Source organism: Bradyrhizobium sp. 142, assembly GCF_023074015.1.
Classification (GTDB): domain Bacteria; phylum Pseudomonadota; class Alphaproteobacteria; order Rhizobiales; family Xanthobacteraceae; genus Bradyrhizobium.
In genome coordinates this window covers 1-24391 of record NZ_JADPKQ010000052.1, presented here as the reverse complement: position 1 = coordinate 24391, position 24391 = coordinate 1, and the positions used below count along the sequence as shown (strand labels likewise).

Below are 24391 nucleotides of genomic sequence, written 5' to 3'. Positions count from 1 at the left end.
CCGGTCTGCTTATTACCAAAAGGGCAATAATTTCAAAGGGCGAAAACGGGGGGTTGCGGAACTGGCCGCACCATAGCCGTCGTCCTGGACAAGCGGAGCGCAGATCCAGGACCCATTACCCCAAGAGGTGGTTTGGCGAAGACTGCCAACGGCCATCTCGTCCCACAACTGCTCGCTGGGGTAATGGGTCCTGGCTTTCGCCAGGACGACGCCAGGGATGGGCCTCGCGACTTACCGCCAGTACCCGTTCGCCCGCGAATAGCCTTGGCGATTCGCCTGGGTCGGGCGGCTTGCCACGCTGGCGCGCGCCTCGCTGGAGATGGGCGTTGCCAGCGTCAGCTCCTCGAGGAAGATCGGGCGGGCGAAATAATAGCCCTGCGCATAGCGGATCCTGGTTGCGGCCTGCAGATACGCCAGTTCCTCGTAGGATTCGACGCCTTCGGCGATGACGGTCATGCCGAGCGCCTCGCTCAGGGATTCGATCGCGCGCAAGATGCCCTGGTTGCGCGGACGCTTATGGATGTCGGTGATGAAGGAGCGGTCGATCTTGATCTCGTCGGCGGTGATGTCGGCGAGCGCGGAGAGCGAGGAATAGCCGCTACCGAAATCGTCGATCGAGATGCCGACACCGAGCTTGCGGAACATCGGCAGGATCTCGGCCTGGAAATGATTCTTGGCGACGAAGGCGTCTTCCGTCACCTCGATCATAAAGCGTTGGGGAAAGCCGGTTTCGTCCAGCGCCTGCGCAAAGCTGCGCATGAATTCCGGGTTGCCGGCCTGCGTAGCGGCGACATTGATGCTGATGCTCGCGTCCGCGCCAAACGTGGCGTTGATAAGGTCGATCGATTTGACGATCTCGGCGAGCACGAGATGGGTCAGCTCGTCGATCAGCCCGAGTTCGGTCGCAAGGTCGATGAACGAGCCGGGCGCCTGGATGATACCTTCGTCGTCGCGCAGGCGTACCAGGGCCTCGATGCCCTCCACCGCCTGCGTCCTGATGTCGACCTTGGACTGGAAGGCGCAGCAGAAGCGTTTTTCGAGAATGGCGAGCCGCAGCGATTGCTCGATCTTCATCCGCGCCAGCGCCTCGCGCTCCATGCCGGAATCGAAGAAGGCCGCCGAGCCCTTGCCGTTGTTCTTGATGCGGTACATCGCGATGTCGGCGTTCTGGCGCAGCGTCGCGAAGCTGCGGCCGTGATCGGGGTAGAGGCTGACGCCGACGGAGGTGGAGGCGAACACTTCCGAATTGTCGATGAAGAACGGCGCGGTCAGGCGTTCCAGCGTCGACTGCATGAACTCGGCGACTTCCTCCTGGCTCTGGATCGGCGACAGCAGCAGCAGGAATTCGTCGCCGGAGATGCGCGACAATATGTCGGAGTCGCGCAGGTCCCGCCCGAGCCGCTTCGAGAGCTCGACCAGCAGCGCATCGCCGACCGTATGGCCGTAATAGTCGTTGATGTGCTTGAAATTGTCGACGTCGAGAAAGGCGAGCGCAAAACGCTCGCCGTCCCGCGCCAGCAGGCCGTTGGCGCGGTGCTCGATCACACGCCGCGAAGGCAGCCCGGTCAGCTCGTCGAAATAGGCCGAGCGGAATAGCTGGTCCTCGAAATTCTTCTGCTCGGTGATGTCGGCGGAAGCTGAGATCAGGAGCTCGCGTCCGGCGAGGTGGACCGGACGATGGGTCGTGAGCAGGACCTGGCGTGCAGCCCCATCCTGGAGCGCTTCCTCGGTGACGACGGCCTGACCGGCGCTCAGCGCCCGGCGGCAGGCCTCCCGGCGCTGCGCGAGATCCGGCGCAGGGCGGCTGCCGTCCATGCCGAGCTGGGTGGCCGCCGCATCGTTGACCAGAAGAAGTTCGCCGCCGGCGTCCTGCACGGTCACGCCGGCCGGAAGCATTCTAACGATTTCCTTGAGAAAACCGAGCTCGGCTTCGGTCGCGCCGGAGTATCTGTTGTCGTTCATAGAATTCATGAATCTTGTTGTTTCAGCGCGCCTTTTGCAATGAGCGCGATCTTGCGCGGTTCCCTCTTAGGTTTGGTTAAGGGGTCGGGAGAAATGCGGGGGTGTTTTGCGGGAAACTTGCGGCGTTCTGGCGCGGGCAGCCGATCGTCATTAACAGGGGGTCAACGCCGCTTGCGAAAGTGCCAGCGAAGCCCGCGATCCGCTTTCGTTTGCAGCGGCTATTCGCTGCGGGGAATGCGGCATTGCATGGTGCAATGCAGCCCGGTCTTCAAGTAAGAGATCTCGGTCTTGCCGTCGAAGGCTGACAGCGCCGACTTCAGCAGCTGGGTGCCGAAGCCGGCTTCGGACACATTGTCGATGCTCGGTCCTTCGGTTTCGTCCCAGGTGATGGACAGGCGGTCATCGCTGACGGTCCATGACACCTGCAGCAATCCGCGCGGTGCGGAGAACGCACCATATTTGCCTGCATTGGTGGCGAGCTCGTGAAACATCAGCGACAGCGTCACCGCGAGTTTCGGCGGCAGGAATAGCCGGTCGCCGTTGAGCGTGAAGCGGACATGGCCGTATGGGCCAAGCTCCGAGATCAGGAGGTCGCGAATGTCGCAGCCGGCCCTGTCGATCCGCGAAATCAGGTCGTCGGTCGCGGCCAGCGACCGCAGCCGCGGATCGATCCGGGCCCAGATCTGCGGCTGGTCGTGCAGTACCTGATGCAGCACCGCATGCACCGTCGACAGCTTGTTCTTCAGCCGGTGCTGGAGCTCGTCGACCAGCAGCTTGCGGTAATCCTCTTCTTCGATCAGGCGCTTGGAAATCCGCCTCTGCTCGATCAACAGCGAGCGATAATGCTCGACGCCCCAGATGGTCAGCGCACTGACCCCCCAATACAGCGCCAGCAGGGCGAACCGGGCGCGATCGGCAAAGGCATCGCCGAAATTCAGCACGACGCCGAGCACGCCGCCGACCAGTGCCGTAGCGACGCCGATCCGCAAGCCTCCGAACGCGGCGGCAAAGAACACGGCCGGGAAATACGGCGTGAAGTAGACGTCGGGGCGCACATGCGCGAGGCCCCAGCGCGCCAGCGTCGCGACCAGCAGGCAGGCCACCGCGAAGGCAATGCTCAGGCCGAGCGTTGGCGGCGCCACGCCCTGCCAGCTCTTGCGGAATTCGTCGATCAGCTTCCCCATGCGCTGCCCGGCTGCGATCTGCGTCTGAAATTCGACCTTTGGGCGGGAATGTTACGCATGTCGCTCGCACAAGCATAGCTTGCCTTGTCCGGAGCGGGCAGGAATAGTGATTGTCGCGGCGCCGTCATAGATCGGCGCCCGCAATTTGGCATCAAACGGTTCGGAAACAGGAACACTCCATGGGCAGGCTGGACGGCAAGGTTGCGGTGATTACGGGCGCGACGAGCGGGATCGGATTGCGGACCGCGGAAGTCTTCGTTGCCGAAGGTGCCAAAATTGTGATCGCTGGCCGGCGCGTACCGGAAGGCGAGGCGCTGGCGAAGCAGCTCGGCGCCAACTGCATCTTCCGCCAGACGGACGTGACGGTCGAAGAGCAGATGCGCGTGCTGATCGCGCTGGCGGTCGACAAGTTCGGCAGGATCGATTGCCTGTTCAACAATGCCGGCGGTCCGGCGCAGACCGGCGGCATCGAGGGCCTCGAGGTTGAGCGGTTCGATGCGGCGATGGCAACGCTGGTGCGCAGCGTCATGCTCGGCATGAAGCACGCCGCGCCCCTCATGAAGCAGCAGGGATCTGGCAGCATCATCAACAACGGCAGCATCGCCGGCCGCCTCGCCGGCTTCTCGTCCTCGATGGTCTATGGCGCGGCCAAGGCCGCCGTGATCCATCTCACCAAATGCGTCGCCATGGAGCTCGGCGAAGCCAACGTGCGCGTCAACTCGATCTCGCCCGGCGCCATCGCCACCGGCATTTTCGGCAAGGCGCTGGGGCTCTCGACCGATGCGGCCGAGAAGACGCCGGCCGTGATGCGCGAGGTCTACAAGACCGCGCAGCCGATCCCGCGCGCGGGCCTTCCCGACGACATCGCGCATGCCGCAGTGTTTCTGGCCAGCGACGAATCCAGCTTCATCAACGGCCACGATCTCGTCGTCGACGGCGCCATCACCGGCGGCCGCAACTGGAGCCAGCAGCAGCAGGGCTACGTCGCGTTGCGCAAGGCGTTCGACCAGGGGGCGTAGCGCCACACGGGAGGATTGGTAGGGTGGGTTACGCTGCGCTAACCCACCCTACGAAGGCTTCACCACCACCCGCAGCCCGTCCCGCGGCTTCGGGATCGGCCACATCTGCCAGTCGGGCGTGTAGCCCGGCTCCAGCGACACCTCGACGTTCTGCAGGAAGTGCCGCGCAAAGCATTTGGCCTGCATGTAGGCGAAGTGCAGGCCGAGGCACATATGCGCGCCGCCGCCGAACGGCACCCAGGCGAAGCGGTGGCGGTTGCGCTGGGCTTCCTCGGTGAAACGAGAGGGATCGAAGCGATCCGGCTCCGGCCAGATGTCTTTCATGTGATGGGTATAGAGCGGGTTGATGCCGATTGCCGTCCCGGCGGGAACCCTAAAGCCCTTGAAGGTGAAATCGCGCATGGCGCGGCGCGGCATCGACGGCACCGGCGGCTTGATTCGCAGCGCTTCCTTGAAGGCCATCTCCGACAGCGGCATCTTTTCGAGATCGTCGAAGCTGGTCGGCGCATCGGCGGAAAGCTCGAGCGCCAAAACCTCGTCGCGCAGCTTCTTCTGCCACTCCGGATGCGCCGCGAGCTCGCCGACGAAGGAGGTCAGCGACGAGGTCAGCGTGTCGTGCGCCGCCATCATCAGGAAGCTCATGTGGTCGATGATGTCCTGCTCGGAGAGCAGCGCGCCGTCCTCATGGGTAGCACGGCAGAGCTGCGAGAACAGATCGTCGCCGCCGTGATTGCCGCGGCGTAGCGGAATCTCCTCGCGAAAATAGGCGACGATGCGCTTGCGGCCCTTCACACCGCGCGCCATCTGCGTGCCGGGCAAGGGGCGGCGGATCGGGGTGACCGCGGCCGCAACCATGTCGACGAAGGCGCGGTTGATCTCGTCGACCTCCGGTCCGATCTCGGCGCCGAGGAAGGATGTTGCGGCCAGATCGAGCGTAAGCTGCTTCATTGCCGGATAGAGCTGCATCGTGCCCGGCTTCGCCTTCCACTGCGCGACGCGAGCGGCGATGCCGCGGTCGAGATCGCTGTGATAGGACTTCATCGGCCCGGATTTGAATGCGACCGAGAGCGCCTTGCGGTGCAGCCGGTGCTCGTCGAAATCGAGCAGCATCAATCCGCGCGGAAACAGCAGGCCGAGCACCTTGTTCCAGCCGTGGGTCGACGAGAACAGCTTGTGCTGGTCGAACAGCACGAGTTCGTTGGCCTCGGGGCCAAGCAGCACGACGTTGGTCTCGCCGAAGAAATGGGTGCGGTAGACTAGGCCGTATTTGGCGCCGTTCGCCTCGATATGACCCTTGGGATCCGCCAGCACCTGGAAGGTCTTGCCGATGATTGGCCAGCCCTCGTCGCCGGGAATGTGCGTCAGTTCGTTGCGCTTGGGCGGGGTGAAACTGAGCTCAGGCGAGGCCACGTTCTGCATCGACATGACGATTGCTCCGGTTGGCGGACCGAACAGAAATCGCGCGAGGGCGGCATATTGCGGCCTGCGCCAGGCTAAAACGACCAGCATAGCACAGGCCGAAAAACGTCTGACAGGTCACCGCCCAACGGAGGCGGTGACGAGGCCTACCGCTTCGCCGCTTCCTTCTGCAGATCCGGGGCGTTGACGGCGGGAATGGCGACACGCCCGGCGCCGGTCACCTTCAGCGCCTCGGCTGCCTTCTCGTTCTCCATGATCTTCGCCATCACGGCCTGGCCCGCGCGTTCGAAGATCGCGCGGTTCTCGATCACGAATTTTTGCGACTTGCGGAGGCCGTCGATATAGCCGTTGATCTCCGGTACGACGTAGCGCGCGACCATGTCCCAGCTCCGGCGCGTGGCTTCCGGATTGGCCCAGTCGTGCACGAAGCCGATGATGGCGCCGACGCCGCCCGACACCTGCATCACGTTCTTGATCATCTTGACGAGATCGTCTGGCGTGCCGATGACGGAGGCCGCGCCGTCGACAAAAGCGGTCTTGTTCACGGCCTCGTCGGGCGAGGCGAACGCGGTGAGGCCTGGCCGTTGCAGCGTGCCGACATTATATTCGTTGTGCCAGCGCATCAGCCCAGCGCCGGCCTCGCGTCTGGCCTGCTCGCGGGTCTCGGCGAGGTGCCAGGTCAGCAGCACGCGCCAGTTCGCCCGATCGACTTTGGTGCCGTGCTTCCTGGCGGCGTCCTCGGCGAACTGCCATTGCTGCTGGAGCGACATCAGCCCCTGTGTCGTCATCGAGCCCAGCGAGATGATGCCGATGCCGTATTTGCCGGCGAGCGTCATGCCGGAGGGCGAGATCTGCGACGCCACCACGAACGGCATCTCCTCCTGCAACGGCAGGATCTGGAGCGCGGCGTCGTTCATGGTGAACCAATCGCTCTTGGCGGTGACGCGCTCGCCGTTGAACAGGCGGCGGATCACGCCGATCGCCTCGTCCTGGCGGTCGCGCTGGGTCATCGGGTCGATGCCGAGCGTGTGCGCGTCGGAGGCGAGCGCGCCGGGGCCGGAGCCGAAGATGGCGCGGCCGCCGGTCATGTAGTCGAGCTGCACCATGCGCTGGGCGACGTTGAAGGGATGATGGTAGGGCAGCGACACCACGCCAGTGCCGAGCTTGATCCGCTTGGTGCGCTCGCCGGCCGCGGCCAGGAACATCTCGGGCGAGGCGATCGTCTCCCAGCCGGAGGAGTGATGCTCGCCACACCAGAATTCGTCATAGCCGAGGCTGTCCAGCTGCTCGACCAGATCGAGATCGCGCCGGAACTGAAGCATCGGATGCTCCCCGATCGGGTGATGCGGGGCAAGGAAAGCTCCGAATTTCAGGCGCGCCATGGCGTTCTCTCCGGCTTTGATTTTTTGTTTGTTGAGGCCGCGAGGCTACGTGCTGCGACGAGCGAACGCAATCGCACGATGTCCCGCGCCGCGGAATGCAGGCATGCGCGAAGACGAGGCGCGCGCTCAAGCCGCCCAAAACGCCATATGCGATGACCCGCAAGCGGGGCGAGGTGAAGAGCGCGCGATGCTTACCTCCGAGGTAATCGCGACGCCGCGATCAATCTGAAACATTCGGGCAGCGAAGCTCGAAAGAAGTCCCCGTCCCGATGCATCAAACCGTCACACACCAAATCGATTCGTCCCGGCGCTGGTGGGTGCTGGCGATCGTCGTGGCTGCCCAGTTCATGTTCGGCGTCGATGCTTTCGTGGTCAATGTCGCCATTCCCACCATCGCGGTCGATCTGCATGCGACGCCGACGCAGATCGAGTCCGTCATCGCGATCTACCTGATCGCCTATGCCACGCTGGTCGTCACGGGCGGCCGGCTCGGCGACATTCACGGCACCAAGAACGTCTTCCTGGCCGGCGTGCTCGGCTTCAGCCTGACCTCGCTGTGGTGCGGGCTGGCGCAATCGGGCGTGGAGCTGATCGTAGCGCGGCTGGCGCAGGGCGCGACCGCGGCGCTGATGGTGCCGCAGGTGCTGGCGACGCTGCATCTGCTGTTCACCGATGATTCGCGCAGCCGCGCCTTCGCCATCTACGGCATCGTGCTGGGGCTTGCGGGCGCGGCGGGCTTCCTGCTCGGCGGCCTGCTGGTCACGATCGATCTCGCCGGCATCGGCTGGCGCGCGGTGTTCGTCGTCAACGTGCCCTGCGGCCTCGTCATCGCGGCCGTCGCATGGCGCATCATGCCGTCGGTGCCGCGCCGGGCCGGTACACGGCTCGACATCAAGGGAAGCATCGTGCTGTTCGCCGGGCTGCTGTGCCTGATCGGACCGCTGCTGTTCGGTCATGATGTGGGCTGGGCGCCGTGGCTGTGGGCGGTGATGGCGATCGGCGGTGCAATTCTCGCGGGCTTTTTGCGGCTCGAACATTCCGTCGCGCGCGCCGGCGGCATGCCGCTGATCGATCTCACCTTGCTGGCGGACGCGGCCTTTCTGCGCGGGCTCGGGGCAGCCTTGTTTTTCTTCGCCGCCAATCTGTCCTTCTATTTGGTGATGACGTTGTTCATGCAAAGTGGTCTGAAGATCGCGCCACTCGCAGCCGGCATCGCCTTCATTCCGCTTGCGCTCGCCTTCGTGGTGGCGTCACGCCACAGCGGCGCGCGGGCGCGACATCGCGGCACCCTGGTGTTGATCGAGGGCTGCGCATTGCAGATCGCGGGCCTCGCTGCGCTGGCGCTTGTTGCAGGCTTTGTTGATGCGCCGACGCCGATTGAGCTCGCGCTGACCATGCTCATCTTCGGCTACGGTCAAGGGCTGGTGATGGCGCCACTGTCCGGCGCGGTGCTCTCGACCGTGAAGCCGGCCGCTGCAGGTTCTGCCTCCGGCATCTACGGCACCACCGCGCAGATTGGAAATGCGGCCGGAGTGGCCGCAATCGGCGCGGTATTCTTCGTCATCGAATCGTTGCAATCGGCGCGCGCAGGATTCGTCGTCTCGCTCGCGCTGTTTGCGGCGTTAATCACGATCTGCGCCGCATTTCTGGCGTGGATGCGCCTTGCCTCTGCACGAAGTTAAGGCATTGCGGTTCATACTTGCGGATTCTTGCGGGTTTTCCCGCGATTTCGTAGCGATCGACAGCACACGGTCTTTTTATTTTGCGCCGCAGCAACTATTTGATTTGGGTGACGTTGAACGTCGCCTGCCAGGAGTTGCCGTGTCGCTCGCCAGAAATGTTGATCTCTTGAGACGCCTGTCAAAGGCGGATGGTTTGCGCTTTGCCGAGCTCGGCCGGAGCGCCGGCTCATCCAGCCCCTTGGAAGAAGTGACGAGCTTCGGCAGCAACCCCGGCAATCTGCGCATGTTCAAATTCGTGCCGGCGCAATTGCAAAAGCCGCGCGCGCTCGTCGTCGTGCTGCACGGCTGCGGCCAGACGGCGGCGACCTACGACCTCGGTGCGGGATGGTCGACGCTGGCCAGGCACTATGGCTTTGCGCTGCTGATGCCCGAGCAGCAGCGCGCCAACAACAGCAACACCTGCTTCAACTGGTTCAATCCGGAAGACACCGCGCGGGACAGCGGCGAGGCGTGTTCGATCCGCGAGATGATCGCGCACATGGCCGAGGCGCATCGCGTCGATCCGCGGCGCATCTTCGTCACCGGCCTCTCCGCCGGCGGCGGCATGACGTCGGTGATGCTTGCGACCTATCCGGAAGTCTTCGCAGCCGGCGCCATCATCGCCGGGCTTCCCTACGGCATCGCGTCGAACCTGCGCGAAGCGCTGGACGGCATGTTCCATTCGCCGACACGGCCGGCACGCGAGCTCGGCGATCTCGTGCGTAACGCTTCGGACCATCGCGGTCCGTGGCCGAAGGTGTCGGTGTGGCACGGCAGCGCCGACCGCACCGTCAATCCCGGCAATGCTGACGAGATCGTCAAGCAGTGGCTCGATCTGCACGATCTGCCGGAGATGCCGATGGCCGAGACCGATGTCGACGGCTATCCGCGCCAGGCCTGGTGGAACAAGGACGGCGAAACGCTGGTCGAGTTCTACAACATCGCCGACATGGCCCATGGCACGCCGCTTGGCGTTGCCGACAACGACCAGCGCTATGGAACGGAAGGCGCGTTCCTGATCGAGGCGGGCATCTCCTCCTCCTACCACATCGCGAAATTCTTCGGCCTGACCGGCTGGATTCCGGACGCGAAGACATCGGCGCCAAGGCCTGCCGTGGCAGCGAAGCCCGTACTTTCGCCCGCACCGCATCTCGCCCGCTCGATCCGCGCCGCGGTCGCCGAAGTGGCGACCGCGCCGAAGCGCGACAAGGCGCGCGGCCTCGACCTCGGCCAGATCATCACGCGAGCGCTCACGGCCGCGGGATTGATGAAGTAGCTCCACCCCAGCTCGTCGTCCCGGACAAGCGCGCCTCAAGCGCGCGCCGATCCGGGACCCATAGCCACAGGATGCAGTTAGGTGCGCAGGCGCAACTCCGAGTCCTCGTAATCACAGCTTCCTGTGATTATGGGTCCCGGATCGGCGCGCCGCTCCGCGCGCTTGTCCGGGACGACGGCGGAGTTTGTAGCGCAATCGCGTCACACGTGAAAGCTACGCCGTCTGATCGATCCATTCGATCGGCGTCGCCGTCACCTCGCCGCCGGTAGCGACCTTCCGCGTCATCTCCTGATAATGCCTGAAGAAGTCGCGCGATTGCAGCGTTTTTTGCGCGGCCTCGTCGCTGACGCTGGCGAGGTGGAAATAGTGGCTGTCGTCCCGGTTCTTCATGACGCGGTAGCCGATCCGTCCTTTCAGCTCCGGATCGGCGTCGATCGCCTTGATGAAGCGGCTGATCTCCTGGTGCCAGGCTTCGGTCGTTCCGTTCTTGAATTCGTACTTGATCATGAAGTGCTTCATGTGACGCTCCCTGTTGGTCCGTGCGTGATCATCTGCGCGCTTGGAGCGATCCTGCAAGTATGGACAAAATTGATAGTATGGACTTTTTCGGCGTTGCTCCTATCCTCGGCTCGAGCCCGGCTGGCGCATGGAGGGGACGACATGGCGAAGGCGATTGCGGCGCGCACCTGTCCGGTCGCGGCCTTTCAGAAAATGATCAGCGGCAAGTACAAGCTGCGTATCGTCTGGGACCTCAAGGACGGCCCGCGCCGCTATGGCGAGATCAGGAGCGGCCTGTTGCGCGGCACGATCGGCAGCGCCGAGATCGCCCCGCGCGTGCTCAGCCGGGAATTGAAGGCGCTGACGCAAAGCGGCCTGATCGATCGCAAGGATTTCGGCGAGGTGCCGCCCAAGGTCGAGTATCGCCTGACACGCAAGGGCAAGAGCTTCGTGCCGGTCGTCGCCGCCATCCGCGACTGGGGCGAGCGTAATTTGAGCGAACCCGTGCCGCTCGCAGACGCCGCGGAGTAGAGCACGATCCGGAAAAGTGTGAAGCGGTTCTCCCTCGCGACAAACGCGGAACGCGTTTGCTCGGAGATCATGCTCAAACAAAAAGCTAAAGCGCGATGATACTTGTCGCGCTTTAGCGATTACATCTCGCCGGCGATGAACGGGTTGGTCATCCGCTCCTGGCCGATGCTCGAGCCGGCGCCATGACCGCAGATGAAGCCGACATCGTCGCCGAGCGGCAGCAGCTTGGTCTTGATCGAATCGATCAGCGTCGCGTGACTGCCGCCGGGCAGGTCGGTGCGCCCGACCGAGCCTGCGAACAGGACGTCGCCGACGTGGGCGAAGCGCAACTGCTTGTTGAAGAACGCCACGCTGCCCGGTGAGTGGCCGGGGCAGTGCAGGATGTCGAACTGCAAGCCGCCGATCGACACGGTGTCGCCCTCCTCCAGCCAGCGGTCTGGCGCAAAATTGCGCACCCCGGTCATGCCGAAGCGCGCGCCGCTCTCGACGACATTGTCGAGTAGGAACTTGTCGGCGGCATGCGGGCCTTCGATCGGCACCTTCAGCGCATCGCGCAAGTCCGCTGCGCCGCCGACATGGTCGATATGACCGTGGGTCAGCCAGATCTTCTCCACGGTGACGCCGGTCTGCTTGATCGCCTCCAGAATCTTCGGCACGTCCCCGCCGGGATCGATCACCACGGCTTTCTTGCCGGGCTCGTCCCAGATGATGGTGCAATTCTGCTCGAACAGCGTCACGGGAACGATGATCGCGCCGGCCTTGGCCGCTTGGGATTCATGCGTGTCGTTTTGCTCGGTCATGGCCTCACAATGCCGATTTTTGCCATGCCGCCAAGCAAAAGATTCGTGCGGGGAGCGGGAACAGCGGCAGCAATCGTCACACGGCCGTCCCAATTGGCTTGCTGATTTGAACCGGCGCGTTGCTTTCGCGTTCTCTCGCGCAAAGGCAGAACTTCGGGTGGTATTTCCGGCATGCCTCAGAGCGGCGACAATTGGTGGCACGACGGCATCTTCTATCAGATCTATCCGCGCTCCTTTCAGGACTCGAATGGTGACGGGGTCGGCGATCTCGCCGGCATCCTGCGGCGGCTGCCTTATGTGCAATCCCTCGGCGTCGATGCAATCTGGCTGTCGCCGATCTTTCCCTCGCCGATGGCCGATTTCGGCTACGACATCTCCGACTATGTCGGCATCGAGCCCCTGTTCGGCACGATGGAGGATTTCGATGCGCTTCTTGGCGCCGCGCATGACAACGGTTTGAAGCTGATCCTCGATCTTGTGCCCAACCACACCTCCGACCAGCATCCCTGGTTTATCGAGAGCCGGTCCTCGCGCGACAATCCCAAACGCGATTGGTACATCTGGCGCGATCCAAAGCCGGACGGCAGTGCGCCGAACAATTGGCTGTCGGAGTTCGGCGGTAGCGCGTGGCAATTCGACGAGACGACCGGCCAATATTACTACCACGCCTTCCTCGCCCAGCAGCCCGATCTCAACTGGCGCAATCCGGATGTCCGCGCGGCGATCTACGACGCGATGCGGTTCTGGCTGGAAAGAGGCGTCGATGGCTTTCGCGTCGACGTGATCTGGCACCTGATCAAGGACGCCGAATTCCGCGACAATCCGCCAAACCCGCATTACGTCGAGGGGCGGCCGCCGAACGAAAAGATCCTGACGCAATATTCCACCGACCAGCCCGAGGTGCATGATTTGATCGCGCAGATGCGCCGCGTCACCGAGGCCTTTGGTGCGCGCGTGCTGATCGGCGAAATCTATCTGCCGCTGCACCGTCTCATGGCCTATTACGGCAACGATCTCACCGGCGCGCAGATGCCATTCAATTTCGCGCTGCTCTCGACCTTCTGGAGCGCGCGGTCGATCGAGAAGATCATCGAGGATTACGAGAAGGCGCTGCCGAAAGGCGCCTGGCCGAACTGGGTGCTGGGTAATCACGATCGTCCGCGCGTTGCAAGCCGGATCGGGCCTGAGCAGGCCCGTGTCGCCGCCATGCTGCTGCTGACGCTGCGCGGCACGCCGACACTCTATTACGGCGACGAGATCGGCATGCATCAGCTCGCGATCGCGCCCGAGGACGTGCGCGATCCCTTCGAGAAGAACGTGCCCGGCATCGGCGTCGGCCGTGACGGCTGCCGCACGCCGATGCAGTGGGATTCGTCGAACTTCGGCGGCTTCTCGGAGGTCAAGCCGTGGCTGCCGCTGCCGGAGGATCACATCCACGAAAACGTCGTCAATCTCGAAGCCGACCCGCGCTCGATCCTCGCGCTGTACAGGCGGCTGATCGCGTTACGCAAGACATGTCCGCCGCTGGTGTCGGGCGACTATCACCCGATCGCGGCGCAAGGCGATCTCCTGGTCTATCGCCGCGAGACAGAGGGCGGGGCGGTGATCGTCGTGCTCAATCTCGGGTCCGATCCGATCGCAGTGACCACCAGCGCGGTTCGCTTTGGCAGCGAGATATTGCTCTCGACGTTTTTGGATCGGGAGGGAGAGAAGCTCGAAGGCGTGCTGGATCTGCGCGGCAATGAGGGTGTGGTGGTGGCGCCGCCACCACAACACCCCTAACCGTCGTCCTGGACAAGCGAAGCGCAGATCCAGGACCCATTACCACAGGGAGTAGTTTGGCGAGGATTGGTGGCTATCAGCTCGCGCTACAACGCCCCTCTGGGGCAATGGGTCCTGGCTTTCGCCAGGACGACATTTGAGAATAGGCAACAACGACTCTCTGGGTGTCCGCACCCAACGGAATCGGCTACACTCCCTCTATGGATAGCACCGTCCGCAACATCGCCCTCGTGCCGCCGCCCGACCGCCGTCAATCGGAGACGGCGCTGGCAATCGCGCGCGGCACGGCGCGGTTGCTGCGCTCGCTCGGGTTCACCTGCATCAGCGAATTGCCGCTGCCGTCGGGCCGGCGTGCGGATCTGGTGGCGCTGAACGAGCGCGGCGAGATCTGGATCGTCGAGATCAAATCGTCGGTGGAGGATCTGCGTGCCGATCAGAAATGGCCGGAATACCGCGCCCATTGCGACCGGCTGTTCTTCGCCTTCACGCAGGGTCTGCCTTGCGAGATCTTTCCGGAAGGCACCGGCCTGATTATCGCGGATGCCTATGGCGCGCACCTGCATTGCGAGGCGCCCGAACACAAGATCGCTGCGGCCACGCGCAAGCAGATGACGGTGCGGTTCGCGATGGCGGCAGGCTTGCGGATCAACCGGCTGGTCGATCCGCAGGGGCACGCGGAGTTTTGGGAGTAGCGGCACCGCGTCGTCTATCCCCGTCATCCTGAGGTGCGAGCCGCGCCGCGCAACGCGCGGGGTGGGGAGCCTCGAGGGATGCACGGCCTCGATGCAGCCGGGCCGTCGCCCTTCGAGGCCCGCCTTGCTTTGCAAGGCGAGCACCTCAGGATGACGGTGTTAGATCTGAGCGCAGAACTACCTCGGCGCGCGCTTGGCCAAAATGCGCTGCAACGTGCGCCGGTGCATGTTCAGCCTCCGCGCCGTCTCCGAGACGTTGCGGTTGCACATCTCGTAGATGCGCTGGATATGTTCCCAGCGCACGCGGTCGGCCGACATCGGATTCGCCGGCAGCTCGGATTTGTCCGTGCCGGTCGAGAGCAGCGCGGCGACGACGTCGTCGGCGTCCGCGGGCTTCGAGAGATAATCGATCGCGCCCATCTTCACCGCAGTCACGGCGGTGGCGATGTTGCCATAGCCGGTCAGCACGATGGCGCGGGCATCGGGGCGCTTCTTCTTCAGCGCCGAGACGACGTCGAGGCCGTTGCCGTCACCGAGCCGCAGATCGACCACGGCGAATGCGGGCGCCGCCTTGCCGATCTGTGCAAGACCATCCGAGACCGTGTCGCACGATGTCACGGCGAAGCCGCGTGTCTCCATCGCGCGCGATAGCCGCTCCAGAAACGGCTTGTCGTCCTCGACGATGAGAAGCGAGCGGTCGGTCTGTTCGTTCAGTTCGGCGATGGCGTTCAAGGTTTTGTCCTCTCTCCAGCGCGTCCACATATGGCGTCGCAATCAGGCGGTGCCAAGGCCGCCAATAGTCGATCGGCCCTGTTGTGCGACGCAAGGTCGCGCCCTATCCTATTGTTTCTTCAAGCGTCTCGATAGCCTCAAAACGCTGCCGCGGCCACGCAATCCGGACCACCGCACCATGGTCCGGGAAAGTCCGATTGGTAAACGCGACCTTGGCACCGGTTCGTTCCAGCAAAGTGCGTGCGATGAAGACGCCGAGTCCGAGGCCGCCGCCTTCGTCCTGGCTGCGCCGCCGCGACAGATAGGGCTCGCCGATCCGGTTGAGGAGGTCGGGCGGAATGCCCGGGCCATCGTCGGAGATCACGATCTCGGTGGTGTCGTTGTTCCACCAGGCGTTCACCTCGACGGTGGAGTTGGCGAAATCGACGGCGTTCTCGATGATGTTGCCGACGCCGTAGAGGATCGCCGGGTTGCGCGAGCCGACCGGTTCGGCCGCGGCGGCAATTGCGATCCGCACCTTGATGTCGATGCCGAAATCGCGGTGCGGCGCCACCACCTCCTCGATCAGCTCGGACAGCTTCATGCGGTCGAACGGCGCGCCGCTGGGGGAGAGCTGCGTGATCTTGCTCAGGATGTCGCGGCAGCGCTGCGTCTGCTCTCGCAAGGTTTTCAGGTCGGCAGCAAAGCTCGGCTCTTTCACCGTCTTTTCCAGCTCGCGCGAGATCAGGAAGATAGTCGCGAGCGGCGTGCCGAGCTCGTGCGCGGCGGCCGCAGCGAGCCCGTCGAGCTGGGTCAGATGCTGTTCGCGCGTCAGCACCAGCTCCGTGGCAGCCAGCGCGTCCGCAAGCTTGCGCGCCTCCTGAGTCACCTGGAAGGAGTAGAGGCTGGTGACGCCGATCGCGAGCACGATCGAGAGCCAGACGCCGACGAGATAGATCGGCGGCAGCACCAGCGGATCGTCCGAATCCCAGGGCAGCGGCAGATGAAAGAAGAACAGCATCGAGGCACAGGCCACGGCGAGCAGACCAAGGCCGAAGGTGAGCCGGGCGGGCAGTGCGGTCGCCGAGATCAGCACGGGCGCGAGGAACAGGAACGAGAATGGGTTCTGCAATCCGCCGGTGAAGAACAGCAATCCCGCCAGTTCCACGATGTTCAGCGCAAGCAGTCCGGCCGCCTGGATCGGCTCGAGCCGCTGCATCGGGTTGGCTGCGGTTTGCAGCGCCAGATTGACCGCCGCCGACAGCGCGATGATGCTGACGCAGGGCACGATCTCGACGTTGAACTCCAGCCCCTGCGCCACGATGAAGATCGCAGCGAGCTGGCCCAGCACCGCGAGCCAGCGCAGCCGCAGGATCGTGTCGAGGCGGATGTGTCGCTGCGGATTGCGGAAGTCGGTATCGGCGGTCTCGGTCATCTCTTCCAATCCAGCGATGCATGCGGCCGATCAGAAACATGCCCGGCCAACCGTTCCATCGCCCTACAAGTCTCTTACATCAAGCCTTACAACACGCCTTTGCAACAAGCCTTTACAACCAGCCTTGGCGTCAAGTCTTTGCATCTGTTCTTCACGTCAAGCCTTGCGCTTGATCCCGCAATGGCGGAAGAACGGCCCCAGCATGACCGGGAACGACAATGCTTCAAGTCGGTCGACTGTCGCGGATGGGATTTCGTCCGCGGCAATCGAGGTCGACCGTCTGGTCAAGGTCTACAAGCAGACCCGCGCGGTGGACGACATCTCATTCTCGCTTCCGCGCGGTAGCATCACCGGCCTGCTGGGTGGCAACGGCGCAGGCAAGACCACCACGATCGCGATGATCATGGGCCTGGTGCTGCCGACCTCCGGCCGCGTACGGGTGCTCGGGCACCGGATGCCGGAGCAGAGCTCCGCGGTGCTGGGGCGGATGAATTTCGAGAGTCCTTACGTGGACATGCCAATGCGGCTCACGGTGCGGCAGAATCTCACCGTCTTCGGCAAGCTTTATGCGGTGAAGCATCTGCCCGACCGTATCGCAAAGCTGGCCGGCGATCTCGATCTTACCGAGTTCATCGACCGCGCCAACGGCAAGCTCTCCGCCGGACAGAAGACCCGCGTCGCGCTCGCCAAGGCGCTGATCAACCAGCCGGAGCTGCTGCTGCTGGACGAGCCAACCGCCTCGCTCGATCCTGATACGGCCGATTGGGTGCGGGCGCACCTGGAACGCTATCGCCGCGACAACAATGCCACCATCCTGCTTGCCTCGCACAATATGCTCGAGGTCGAGCGGCTCTGCGATCGCGTCATCATCATGAAGCGCGGCCGCATCGAGGATGACGATACCCCCGAGGCGATCATGGCGCGCTACAATCGCTCGACGTTGGAGGAAGTGTTCCTGGATGTCGCGCGCGGCCGGGGGAATGGCGTTCGGGAGGCCGCGCGATGAGCGAGCCCCTATGGTTCAGCCGTAGCCCGGATGGAGCGAAGCGCAATCCGGGGCATTCGCCGCTTGTGGCACGATTCCCGGATTGCGCCATCGGGCGGCGCTTTGCGCCGACCCGTTGGCTCCATCCCGGCTACTCGGTGCGGCAATGAGTGAATTGTCCCTCCATCGCGGCATTTCCATGCGCCGCATCGGCGCGATGATCCTGCGCTACTGGTATCTGCTGATGTCGTCTTGGCCGCGGCTGCTCGAGCTGCTGTACTGGCCGGCGCTGCAGGTCATCACCTGGGGCTTCCTGCAGCTCTACATCGCCCAGAACGCCAATTTCTTCGCGCGTGCCGGCGGCACGCTGATCGGCGCCGTCATTCTCTGGGATATCCTGTTCCGCGGACAGCTCGGCTTCTCCATCTCGTTCCTGGAGGAGATGTGGGCGCGCAACATCGGCAATCTCATGATGAGCCCGTTGAGGCCGATCGAGTTTTTGCTGTCGCTGATGATCATGAGCCTGATCCGGCTCGCGATCGGCGTCATTCCGATGACGCTGCTGGCGCTGTTCCTGTTTCACTTCAACGTCTACGGCCTCGGCCTGCCGCTGATCGCGTTCTTCTGCAACCTGATCTTCACCAGCTGGTCGGTCGGCATTTTCGTCTCGGGGCTGGTGCTGCGGAACGGCCTGGGAGCCGAGAGTATCGTCTGGACCTTGATGTTCGCGATCCTGCCGCTTGCCTGCGTATACTATCCCGCCAGCGTGCTGCCGGTCTGGCTGCAATATGTCGCCTGGGCGCTGCCGCCGACCTATGTGTTCGAGGGAATGCGCGCACTCCTGATCGAGAACACCTTCCGCACCGACCTGATGCTGGATGCGCTGGCGATCAATGCGGCGCTGCTGGCTGCATCTTTTGGGGCATTCCTCGCCCTTTTGCGCAGCGCCAAGAAAAGCGGCTCGCTGCTGTCGGGCGGCGAATAGCTTCACTTTCCCGTGGATTCAGGCTGGTTTAGCCGTGTGCGGCACGTAGATCTATGGAACCATGCATTGACGCAATATTACGCATTCGGCAGTATGCTGCGATGCGAAGAGGGATATGATCATGCCTATTGGTGAGTTCGGCGGCGCGCCGCCCCTGGCGGCAGAAGGCAGTCCGGTCCTGACGACGCCGATGTACTGGATGTACGAGATGGCGCAGGCCTCTCTCAATCCGGCGCGCGCCGTCACCGATGCGACCAAGCTCCTGTTTCAGAATCCCCTGAATCCCTGGGCGCGGACCGAGGTCGGCAAATCGGTCGCCGCGGCCTGCGAATTGTTCGAGCGCACCACGCGCCGCTACGGCAAGCCGGAATGGGGCCTCAACGATACCGAAGTCAACGGCATCCGCGTTCCCGTCGAGATCCGTTCGGTCTGGGAAAAACCGTTCTGCCGGCTGCTCTACTTCGATCGCAAGTTCGCCCGTCCCCTGCGCAGCCCGCAGCCGCGCGTGCTGATCGTCGCGCCGATGTCGGGCCATTATGCGACGCTGCTCCGCGGCACGGTAGAAGCCTTCCTGCCGGCGCATGACGTCTATATCACCGACTGGGCCGACGCCCGCATGGTGCCGCTCAGCGATGGCCGCTTCGATCTCGACGATTACATCGACTACATCATCGAGATGCTGCACGTCCTCGGCGGCAACACCCATGTGATGGCGGTGTGCCAGCCCTCCGTTCCCGTCGTCGCCGCGGTTTCGATCACGGAAGCGCGGCGTGATCCCTTCGTGCCGATCTCGATGACGCTGATCGGAGGCCCGATCGACACCCGCCGCAATCCGACCGGCGTGAACGACCTCGCCCAGGAGCGCGGCATCGACTGGTTCCGCAACCACGTCATTACCAAGGTGCCGTTCCCGCATCCCGGCATGATGCGCGACGTCTATCCGGGATTCCTGCAGCTGAACGGCTTCATCAGCATGAATCTCGACCGGCATATGGATGCTCACAAGCAGCTCTTCGCCAATCTGGTGAAGGGCGACGGCGACCTTGTCGACAAGCACCGCGACTTCTACGACGAATACCTTGCGGTGATGGACCTCTCCGCCGAATATTATCTGCAAACGGTCGACACCGTGTTCGTGAAGCACTCGCTGCCGAAGGGCGAGATGACGCATCGTGGAACACGCGTCGATCCCTCCAAGGTTACGCGCGTCGCGTTGATGACGGTCGAAGGCGAGAACGACGACATCTCCGGTCTCGGCCAGACCGAAGCAACGCACGAATTGTGCAGTTCGATTCCCGATCACCGCCGCGTTCATTATGTCCAGAAGGGCGTCGGACATTACGGTGTGTTCAATGGATCGCGCTTCAAGTCGGAAATCGTGCCGCGGATCCACGATTTCATGGTCTCAGCAGCGAATCCGAACTCATTGCAGGCTCTCGCAGCCGAATAGCAGCGTTTTTCGGCTTTCCCGCCAAAAATTCGAGGCCTACCGGAGGGCCGGTTCCTTCCAGATTCGCGGTATTTAGGTAGTCTTCAAGGAGTGAGTCTTAACTCACCTTTTGGGGAGGCTACATGGCGTCCAGCGGGGGCGAAAAATTGGGGTTCCAACCCCAGTCTGTAGGGTCTCCCGGACGCCTGACCCCTGTATATTGGGCAAATGATTTGTTTTTGCGCCGAGCGCTTTCCCTGGCGGCGGTTATGGCAGAATCCGGGCGCACTCCTGCCCCCCGGACTGACAGACATGGCCACTCGCGCGCTCCTCTATCGGCGGCCCCACGAACCTAAGACCCTCGTCATCACTCATGGATCGCAATTTTTCGCGATTCGGCTGCGCCGGCACCGCCGCGCGCGCCGTTACACGCTGAGAATTCATCCGAGCGACCGCGAGGCCATCCTCACCATGCCGCCGCGCGGCACGCTCGCCGAGGCGAAAGACTTCGCGCAGCGTCACGGCGCCTGGATCGCGGCGCGTCTCGGCCGATTGCCGAAGGCGGCACCGTTCCAGCCCGGAACATTGATACCGCTTCGCGGCGTGCCCCATCGCATCGTTCATCGCGCCGGCGCGCGCGGCACGGTGTGGACCGAGGTGCGCGATTCCGGTGAACGCATTCTCTGCGTCGCCGGCGGCGTCGACCATGCCGACCGCCGCGTCCATGACTTCCTCAAGCGCGAGGCGCGCCGCGATCTTCAGCGCTCGGCTGAGGCCTATGCGATCGAGCTCGGCGTCAAGGTCAAGCGGCTCTCGATCCGCGATCAATCCAGCCGCTGGGGCTCCTGCACCTCGGCCGGCTCGCTGTCGTTCTCCTGGCGCCTGATCCTCGCACCGCCCTTCGTGCTCGACTATCTCGCCGCGCACGAGGTCGCGCATCTGGTCGAGATGAACCACTCGGCGCGGTTCTGGCGCGTGTGCGGAAAAGCCTGCCCGTCGATGGAGCGCGCCAAGAAGTGGCTCGACACCTACGGCAACGATCTGCACCGGTATGGGGCCGAGGATTAGGGCTGGCCCTCGCTCCATTCGACGCTGTCATCGCCCGCCTTGTGCGCACTTGCGCACTGGAGCGGGCGATCCAGTATTCCAGAGGCCGTCGTAATGGATCGAGAGGCCGCGGCGTACTGGATTCCCCGCCTGCGCGGGGAATGACAGTTTGAGATGAGGCGACATTCTACGCATGTCGCCCAACTCATCCCACACGCCGCGGTGATTGCGCGCCACGCTTGATTTGCACCGTCGCTTCAAAGCCTTCGCACGATCCACCGCGCGTCGCGCCGGACATCCCCGGCTACTGTGCATGGGGTTGTTTTTCAGTTTTTGTTTTGAGGCTGCAGAGATCTCGGGCCGACGCTACCGATTTCCGCCGAACAGCCGGTCCATCAGCCAGCCATCGAGTCCGGCCGCTGGTTCCGGCCGCACATTGGCGCGTGTGGGCGGCGGGCGGTAGCCGCCATTGGTGGCCGACGCTGGAGCAGACGCTGTCGGCGGCGACACTTGCGATGCCGCCTGCGCCAAATTCGACAGGCCCCAACCACCCGGTGAACTCGGCAGGTTCGCGACCGGCACGCTTTCGTGCGCGGTGCGCATGAAGCGGGACCAGACTTCCACCGGCAGGCCGCCGCCGGTCGCCTTCTTGGTCGGCGAGTTGTCGTCATTGCCGAGCCAGACGCCGGTGACGAGGTTGGCGGTGTAGCCGATGAACCAGGCGTCGCGGTAATCCTGGCTGGTGCCGGTCTTGCCGGCCGCCGGCCAGCCCGGGATCTCCGCCTTCTTCGCGGTGCCGGAGATCAGCGTCTCCCGCATCATCGTGTTCATCATCCCGACCATCCGCGGGTCGATCACCTGGCTGCGCTCGTCGGCCTGGCGCATGTAGAGCAGCTTGCCGTCGAGCGTCTTGATCCGCCGCACCACATGCGGCGCCACCGCGAAGCCGCCATTGGCGAAGGGGGCATAGGCGCCGACCAGCTCGACCACCGAGACCTCGGAGGTGCCGAGCGCGATCGAGGCGTTGGGCTCGAGTTTTGAGGAGATGCCGAGCCGGTGCGCGGTGCGCACCACGTTCTTCGGCCCGACCTCGAGGCCGAGGCGGATCGCGACCGTGTTGAGCGACATTGCCAGCGCCTGCGTCAGCGTCACCGCGCCGAAATATTCATGGGTGTAGTTCTCGGGTTTCCAGCCCTTGACCTCGATCGGCGCGTCCTGGCGGACGGTGTCGGGCGTCAGCCCGGCTTCGAGCGCGGTCAGATAGACGAACGGCTTGAACGAGGAGCCCGGCTGGCGCTTTGCGGTGACCGCACGGTTATACTGGCTGTCGGCGTAGTTCCGCCCCCCGACCATGGCGCGCACCGCGCCGTCGGGCGTCATCGCCACCAGCGCGCCCTGGCTGACATTGAACTTCACGCTCTTGGCCGCGAGCTCGTCGATGATGGCGGCCTCCGCCACGCTCTGGAGCTTCGGATCGATCGTGGTCTCGACCGTGATGCTCTGGTCGATCTGCCCGACGAGATCGTCCAGCACCTCGCCGATCCAGTCGGCAACGTAATTGACGGTGCCGGCGCCGACCGGCTTCACATTGTAGGAGGGATGGCCGATCGAGGCCTTGGCCTGCGCTTCGGTGATGAATTTGGCATCCGCCATCGCCGTGAGCACGATTTGCGCGCGCGCTTCCGCGCCTTCCGGATTGCGGTTCGGTGCCAGCCGCGAGGGCGATTTGACGAGGCCGGCCAGCATCGCAGCTTCAGCGACGGTGACGTTCTTCGCCGACTTGCCGAAATAGCGCTGCGCGGCGGCCTCGACGCCGTAGGCGCCGGAGCCGAAGTAGACCCGGTTGAGATAGAGTTCGAGAATCTCGTTCTTGGAATGCTTGCGCTCCAGCCAGATCGCGAGCTCCGCCTCCTGCAGCTTGCGCGCCATGGTGCGTTCCTGGGTCAGGAACAAATTCTTGGCGAGCTGCTGCGTCAACGTCGAGCCGCCCTGCGACACGCCGCGATGGAGCACATTGGTGACGGCGGCGCGCAGGATCCCGACCGGGTCAATGCCGAAATGCGAATAGAAGCGGCGGTCCTCGATGGCGATGAACGCCTTCGGTAGATAGGGCGGCAGGTCCTTCAGCGACACATTGGCGCCGGCCATCTCGCCGCGCTGCGCCAGCATGCTGCCGTCGATGCCGACGATCTGGATCGTCGGCGGGCGTTTTGGGATTTCCAGCGATTGGATCGGCGGCAGATGCGCGCCCACCCAGACCACGATCCCGACTCCGGCGATCGCGCCCCATAGGCCGAGCACCGCGCCCCAATAGACGAGACGGCCGAGACTAAACCCGCCGCGGGACTTCGACCGGCGCTTGGCGCCGCTGCGGCCGGCCTGCGCCTTGCGCTCGCGCGGCGGCTCGTCGGGAGAATTCTCGCTCTTGCGCTTGGCGGATGATTTGGCGGATTTTTTCGGCTTGTCCTCGGCGTTGGGGATGCGGTCTGCCACCGTCAGGCGCAGATCGGCGAGCGCCGCGGGCAGGCCGAATAGCGGCTCTTTCCGCCCGCCACCCTTTTTCTTTCCCCACGCCATACGCAAAACGCCCGGTCAGCCCACCCCGCCGCACGCTAGCGGTCGCTGTTTAAGGCCCGGTTACCCAGAGCTTAACGCGCGATTAGGAGGTGCGGCATTGGCCCGCCGCAGTTCCGCTCGCCAGGCGGCGGCGCTAGGATCGGCGCACAAAAAGAGGAAAAACGCATGGGCCATATCGATCCGACCAGGGAGATCTTTGCGCAATTCCGGGACAACGACCGCCCCGGTCCGATACACATGCTCAACCTGGTGCGGCTGCGCAAAGAGGCAGCCTATCCGGACGGCCGCAAGGCGAGCGGTGCGGAAGCCTATGCGGCCTATGGCCGCGAGAGCGGCCCGGTGTTCGCGCGGCTTGGCGGCCGCATCGTCTGGCAAGGCAAATTCGAGCTGATGCTGATCGGTCCGCAGGAGGAGCGCTGGGACCATTGCTTCATTGCCGAATACCCAAGCGTCAAAGCCTTCGTCGAGATGATCCGCGATCCCGTCTACCGCGCAGCGGTGAAGCACCGGCAGGCGGCGGTAGAGGACTCCCGCCTGATCCGGCACGCGGTGCTGCCGGTGGGCAAGAATTTTGGCGAGATACCCGGGTAGACGCCGCTCAAAGTGGCGATCCCTCTCCGTCATCCTTGTATGGGGAGTGAGTTGTCAAGAGGGCGTCGTTTGATGGCGGCGGTCTTGGGCGCCGCGGCGAGGAGCGGTCAAGGCTGGCCGTAGGCCACCGCCGGAGACGGCGCGGCAGCGGCCTTGAGCGCGACGAGCTCGGCGCCACAATGGCGTCCCTGCAACGCACGCGATGACGATAACAGGTGTGACGTGATGCGAGGCCTGGGCCGTGAATGACAATGCGGCAGGACCGCATCACCTTGTATCCGGTCGGGCGCGCAGCCCGGTACCCTGATCTTTCATGCACGGGTGGAGGCAAAGCCCAGCAAGGACGGGACCCCTCTGAGAGAGCG

Annotated in this window: 20 protein-coding genes; 11 read left to right on the top strand and 9 right to left on the bottom strand. The window is 63.9% G+C overall.

Annotated features, from left to right (window positions below; translation table 11 throughout):
* Window positions 1-231: 231 nt before the first annotated feature.
* Window positions 232-1962, bottom strand: coding sequence for an EAL domain-containing protein (locus IVA82_RS05710; protein WP_247383639.1), 1731 nt, complete (start codon window positions 1960-1962; stop codon window positions 232-234).
* 218 nt (window positions 1963-2180) lie between these two features.
* Window positions 2181-3146: a sensor histidine kinase gene (locus IVA82_RS05705; protein WP_247383638.1), complete on the bottom strand. Its 966-nt coding sequence runs from the start codon at window positions 3144-3146 to the stop codon at window positions 2181-2183.
* Between the two features lie 179 nt (window positions 3147-3325).
* Here IVA82_RS05705 and IVA82_RS05700 point away from each other — a divergent pair, with 179 nt between their 5' ends.
* Window positions 3326-4165, top strand: a complete 840-nt coding sequence (locus IVA82_RS05700; protein ID WP_247383637.1) for a glucose 1-dehydrogenase — start codon at window positions 3326-3328, stop codon at window positions 4163-4165.
* A gap of 48 nt (window positions 4166-4213) precedes the next feature.
* On the opposite strand, the gene IVA82_RS05695 is transcribed toward IVA82_RS05700, so the two are convergent.
* Together IVA82_RS05695 and IVA82_RS05690 are read right to left on the bottom strand one after the other, a co-directional pair.
* The gene (locus IVA82_RS05695; RefSeq protein ID WP_247383636.1) at window positions 4214-5590 is read right to left on the bottom strand and encodes a cytochrome P450; all 1377 of its coding nucleotides are present in this window, start codon (window positions 5588-5590) and stop codon (window positions 4214-4216) included.
* Window positions 5591-5730: 140 nt separating this feature from the next.
* Window positions 5731-6966: an LLM class flavin-dependent oxidoreductase gene (locus tag IVA82_RS05690; protein ID WP_247383635.1), complete on the bottom strand. Its 1236-nt coding sequence runs from the start codon at window positions 6964-6966 to the stop codon at window positions 5731-5733.
* 269 nt (window positions 6967-7235) lie between these two features.
* Here IVA82_RS05690 and IVA82_RS05685 point away from each other — a divergent pair, with 269 nt between their 5' ends.
* Both IVA82_RS05685 and IVA82_RS05680 read left to right on the top strand, forming a co-directional pair.
* Complete coding sequence (locus IVA82_RS05685; RefSeq protein WP_247383634.1) at window positions 7236-8648, top strand: MFS transporter; 1413 nt, start codon at window positions 7236-7238, stop codon at window positions 8646-8648.
* Between the two features lie 139 nt (window positions 8649-8787).
* The gene (locus IVA82_RS05680) at window positions 8788-9963 is read left to right on the top strand and encodes a PHB depolymerase family esterase (RefSeq protein WP_247383633.1); all 1176 of its coding nucleotides are present in this window, start codon (window positions 8788-8790) and stop codon (window positions 9961-9963) included.
* Between the two features lie 213 nt (window positions 9964-10176).
* Here IVA82_RS05680 and IVA82_RS05675 read toward each other — a convergent pair whose 3' ends face one another.
* Window positions 10177-10482 carry a hypothetical protein gene (locus IVA82_RS05675; RefSeq protein ID WP_247383632.1) on the bottom strand — a complete coding sequence of 102 codons (306 nt, stop codon included), beginning with the start codon at window positions 10480-10482 and terminating at the stop codon, window positions 10177-10179.
* Window positions 10483-10623: 141 nt separating this feature from the next.
* Here IVA82_RS05675 and IVA82_RS05670 point away from each other — a divergent pair, with 141 nt between their 5' ends.
* Window positions 10624-10992, top strand: coding sequence for a helix-turn-helix domain-containing protein (locus IVA82_RS05670; protein WP_247383631.1), 369 nt, complete (start codon window positions 10624-10626; stop codon window positions 10990-10992).
* Between the two features lie 119 nt (window positions 10993-11111).
* Here IVA82_RS05670 and IVA82_RS05665 read toward each other — a convergent pair whose 3' ends face one another.
* Complete coding sequence (locus IVA82_RS05665) at window positions 11112-11792, bottom strand: MBL fold metallo-hydrolase (protein WP_247383630.1); 681 nt, start codon at window positions 11790-11792, stop codon at window positions 11112-11114.
* A 171-nt stretch (window positions 11793-11963) separates the two neighbouring features.
* Between IVA82_RS05665 and IVA82_RS05660 the strand changes: the two genes are divergently transcribed.
* The gene (locus IVA82_RS05660; RefSeq protein ID WP_247493187.1) at window positions 11964-13574 is read left to right on the top strand and encodes an alpha-amylase family glycosyl hydrolase; all 1611 of its coding nucleotides are present in this window, start codon (window positions 11964-11966) and stop codon (window positions 13572-13574) included.
* A gap of 200 nt (window positions 13575-13774) precedes the next feature.
* Window positions 13775-14266, top strand: a complete 492-nt coding sequence (locus IVA82_RS05655) for an MmcB family DNA repair protein (protein ID WP_247383628.1) — start codon at window positions 13775-13777, stop codon at window positions 14264-14266.
* A gap of 177 nt (window positions 14267-14443) precedes the next feature.
* On the opposite strand, the gene IVA82_RS05650 is transcribed toward IVA82_RS05655, so the two are convergent.
* Window positions 14444-14998, bottom strand: coding sequence for an ActR/PrrA/RegA family redox response regulator transcription factor (locus IVA82_RS05650; protein ID WP_187436523.1), 555 nt, complete (start codon window positions 14996-14998; stop codon window positions 14444-14446).
* 103 nt (window positions 14999-15101) lie between these two features.
* Window positions 15102-16412, bottom strand: a complete 1311-nt coding sequence (locus IVA82_RS05645) for an ActS/PrrB/RegB family redox-sensitive histidine kinase (protein ID WP_247383627.1) — start codon at window positions 16410-16412, stop codon at window positions 15102-15104.
* 202 nt (window positions 16413-16614) lie between these two features.
* On the opposite strand from IVA82_RS05645, the gene IVA82_RS05640 reads away from it, so the two are divergent.
* The 4 genes from IVA82_RS05640 (at window position 16615) to IVA82_RS05625 (ending at window position 20879) form a co-directional block, all read left to right on the top strand.
* A complete protein-coding gene (locus tag IVA82_RS05640; RefSeq protein ID WP_247383626.1) occupies window positions 16615-17418 on the top strand; it encodes an ABC transporter ATP-binding protein in 804 nt (267 codons plus the stop codon).
* 145 nt (window positions 17419-17563) lie between these two features.
* A complete protein-coding gene (locus IVA82_RS05635) occupies window positions 17564-18382 on the top strand; it encodes an ABC transporter permease (protein WP_247383625.1) in 819 nt (272 codons plus the stop codon).
* 121 nt (window positions 18383-18503) lie between these two features.
* Window positions 18504-19832 carry a polyhydroxyalkanoate depolymerase gene (phaZ, locus tag IVA82_RS05630; RefSeq protein ID WP_247383624.1) on the top strand — a complete coding sequence of 443 codons (1329 nt, stop codon included), beginning with the start codon at window positions 18504-18506 and terminating at the stop codon, window positions 19830-19832.
* A 207-nt stretch (window positions 19833-20039) separates the two neighbouring features.
* A complete protein-coding gene (locus tag IVA82_RS05625) occupies window positions 20040-20879 on the top strand; it encodes a SprT family zinc-dependent metalloprotease (RefSeq protein WP_247383623.1) in 840 nt (279 codons plus the stop codon).
* 345 nt (window positions 20880-21224) lie between these two features.
* Here the strand turns inward: IVA82_RS05625 and IVA82_RS05620 are convergent, their stop codons facing one another.
* Window positions 21225-23435, bottom strand: a complete 2211-nt coding sequence (locus IVA82_RS05620) for a penicillin-binding protein 1A (RefSeq protein ID WP_247383622.1) — start codon at window positions 23433-23435, stop codon at window positions 21225-21227.
* Window positions 23436-23600: 165 nt separating this feature from the next.
* Between IVA82_RS05620 and IVA82_RS05615 the strand changes: the two genes are divergently transcribed.
* A complete protein-coding gene (locus IVA82_RS05615) occupies window positions 23601-24026 on the top strand; it encodes a DUF1330 domain-containing protein (protein ID WP_247383621.1) in 426 nt (141 codons plus the stop codon).
* Window positions 24027-24391: the final 365 nt, after the last annotated feature.

What these genes read in the sequence shown, in the direction of transcription:
- IVA82_RS05710 (WP_247383639.1), bottom strand. Translation starts at nt 1,962, where the DNA reads ATGAACGACAACAGATACTCCGGCGCGACCGAAGCCGAGCTCGGTTTT.
- IVA82_RS05705 (WP_247383638.1), bottom strand. Translation starts at nt 3,146, where the DNA reads ATGGGGAAGCTGATCGACGAATTCCGCAAGAGCTGGCAGGGCGTGGCG.
- IVA82_RS05700 (WP_247383637.1), top strand. Translation starts at nt 3,326, where the DNA reads ATGGGCAGGCTGGACGGCAAGGTTGCGGTGATTACGGGCGCGACGAGC.
- IVA82_RS05695 (WP_247383636.1), bottom strand. Translation starts at nt 5,590, where the DNA reads ATGTCGATGCAGAACGTGGCCTCGCCTGAGCTCAGTTTCACCCCGCCC.
- IVA82_RS05690 (WP_247383635.1), bottom strand. Translation starts at nt 6,966, where the DNA reads ATGGCGCGCCTGAAATTCGGAGCTTTCCTTGCCCCGCATCACCCGATC.
- IVA82_RS05685 (WP_247383634.1), top strand. Translation starts at nt 7,236, where the DNA reads ATGCATCAAACCGTCACACACCAAATCGATTCGTCCCGGCGCTGGTGG.
- IVA82_RS05675 (WP_247383632.1), bottom strand. Translation starts at nt 10,482, where the DNA reads ATGAAGCACTTCATGATCAAGTACGAATTCAAGAACGGAACGACCGAA.
- IVA82_RS05670 (WP_247383631.1), top strand. Translation starts at nt 10,624, where the DNA reads ATGGCGAAGGCGATTGCGGCGCGCACCTGTCCGGTCGCGGCCTTTCAG.
- IVA82_RS05665 (WP_247383630.1), bottom strand. Translation starts at nt 11,792, where the DNA reads ATGACCGAGCAAAACGACACGCATGAATCCCAAGCGGCCAAGGCCGGC.
- IVA82_RS05660 (WP_247493187.1), top strand. Translation starts at nt 11,964, where the DNA reads ATGCCTCAGAGCGGCGACAATTGGTGGCACGACGGCATCTTCTATCAG.
- IVA82_RS05655 (WP_247383628.1), top strand. Translation starts at nt 13,775, where the DNA reads ATGGATAGCACCGTCCGCAACATCGCCCTCGTGCCGCCGCCCGACCGC.
- IVA82_RS05645 (WP_247383627.1), bottom strand. Translation starts at nt 16,412, where the DNA reads ATGACCGAGACCGCCGATACCGACTTCCGCAATCCGCAGCGACACATC.
- IVA82_RS05640 (WP_247383626.1), top strand. Translation starts at nt 16,615, where the DNA reads ATGACCGGGAACGACAATGCTTCAAGTCGGTCGACTGTCGCGGATGGG.
- IVA82_RS05635 (WP_247383625.1), top strand. Translation starts at nt 17,564, where the DNA reads ATGAGTGAATTGTCCCTCCATCGCGGCATTTCCATGCGCCGCATCGGC.
- phaZ (WP_247383624.1), top strand. Translation starts at nt 18,504, where the DNA reads ATGCCTATTGGTGAGTTCGGCGGCGCGCCGCCCCTGGCGGCAGAAGGC.
- IVA82_RS05625 (WP_247383623.1), top strand. Translation starts at nt 20,040, where the DNA reads ATGATTTGTTTTTGCGCCGAGCGCTTTCCCTGGCGGCGGTTATGGCAG.
- IVA82_RS05620 (WP_247383622.1), bottom strand. Translation starts at nt 23,435, where the DNA reads ATGGCGTGGGGAAAGAAAAAGGGTGGCGGGCGGAAAGAGCCGCTATTC.
- IVA82_RS05615 (WP_247383621.1), top strand. Translation starts at nt 23,601, where the DNA reads ATGGGCCATATCGATCCGACCAGGGAGATCTTTGCGCAATTCCGGGAC.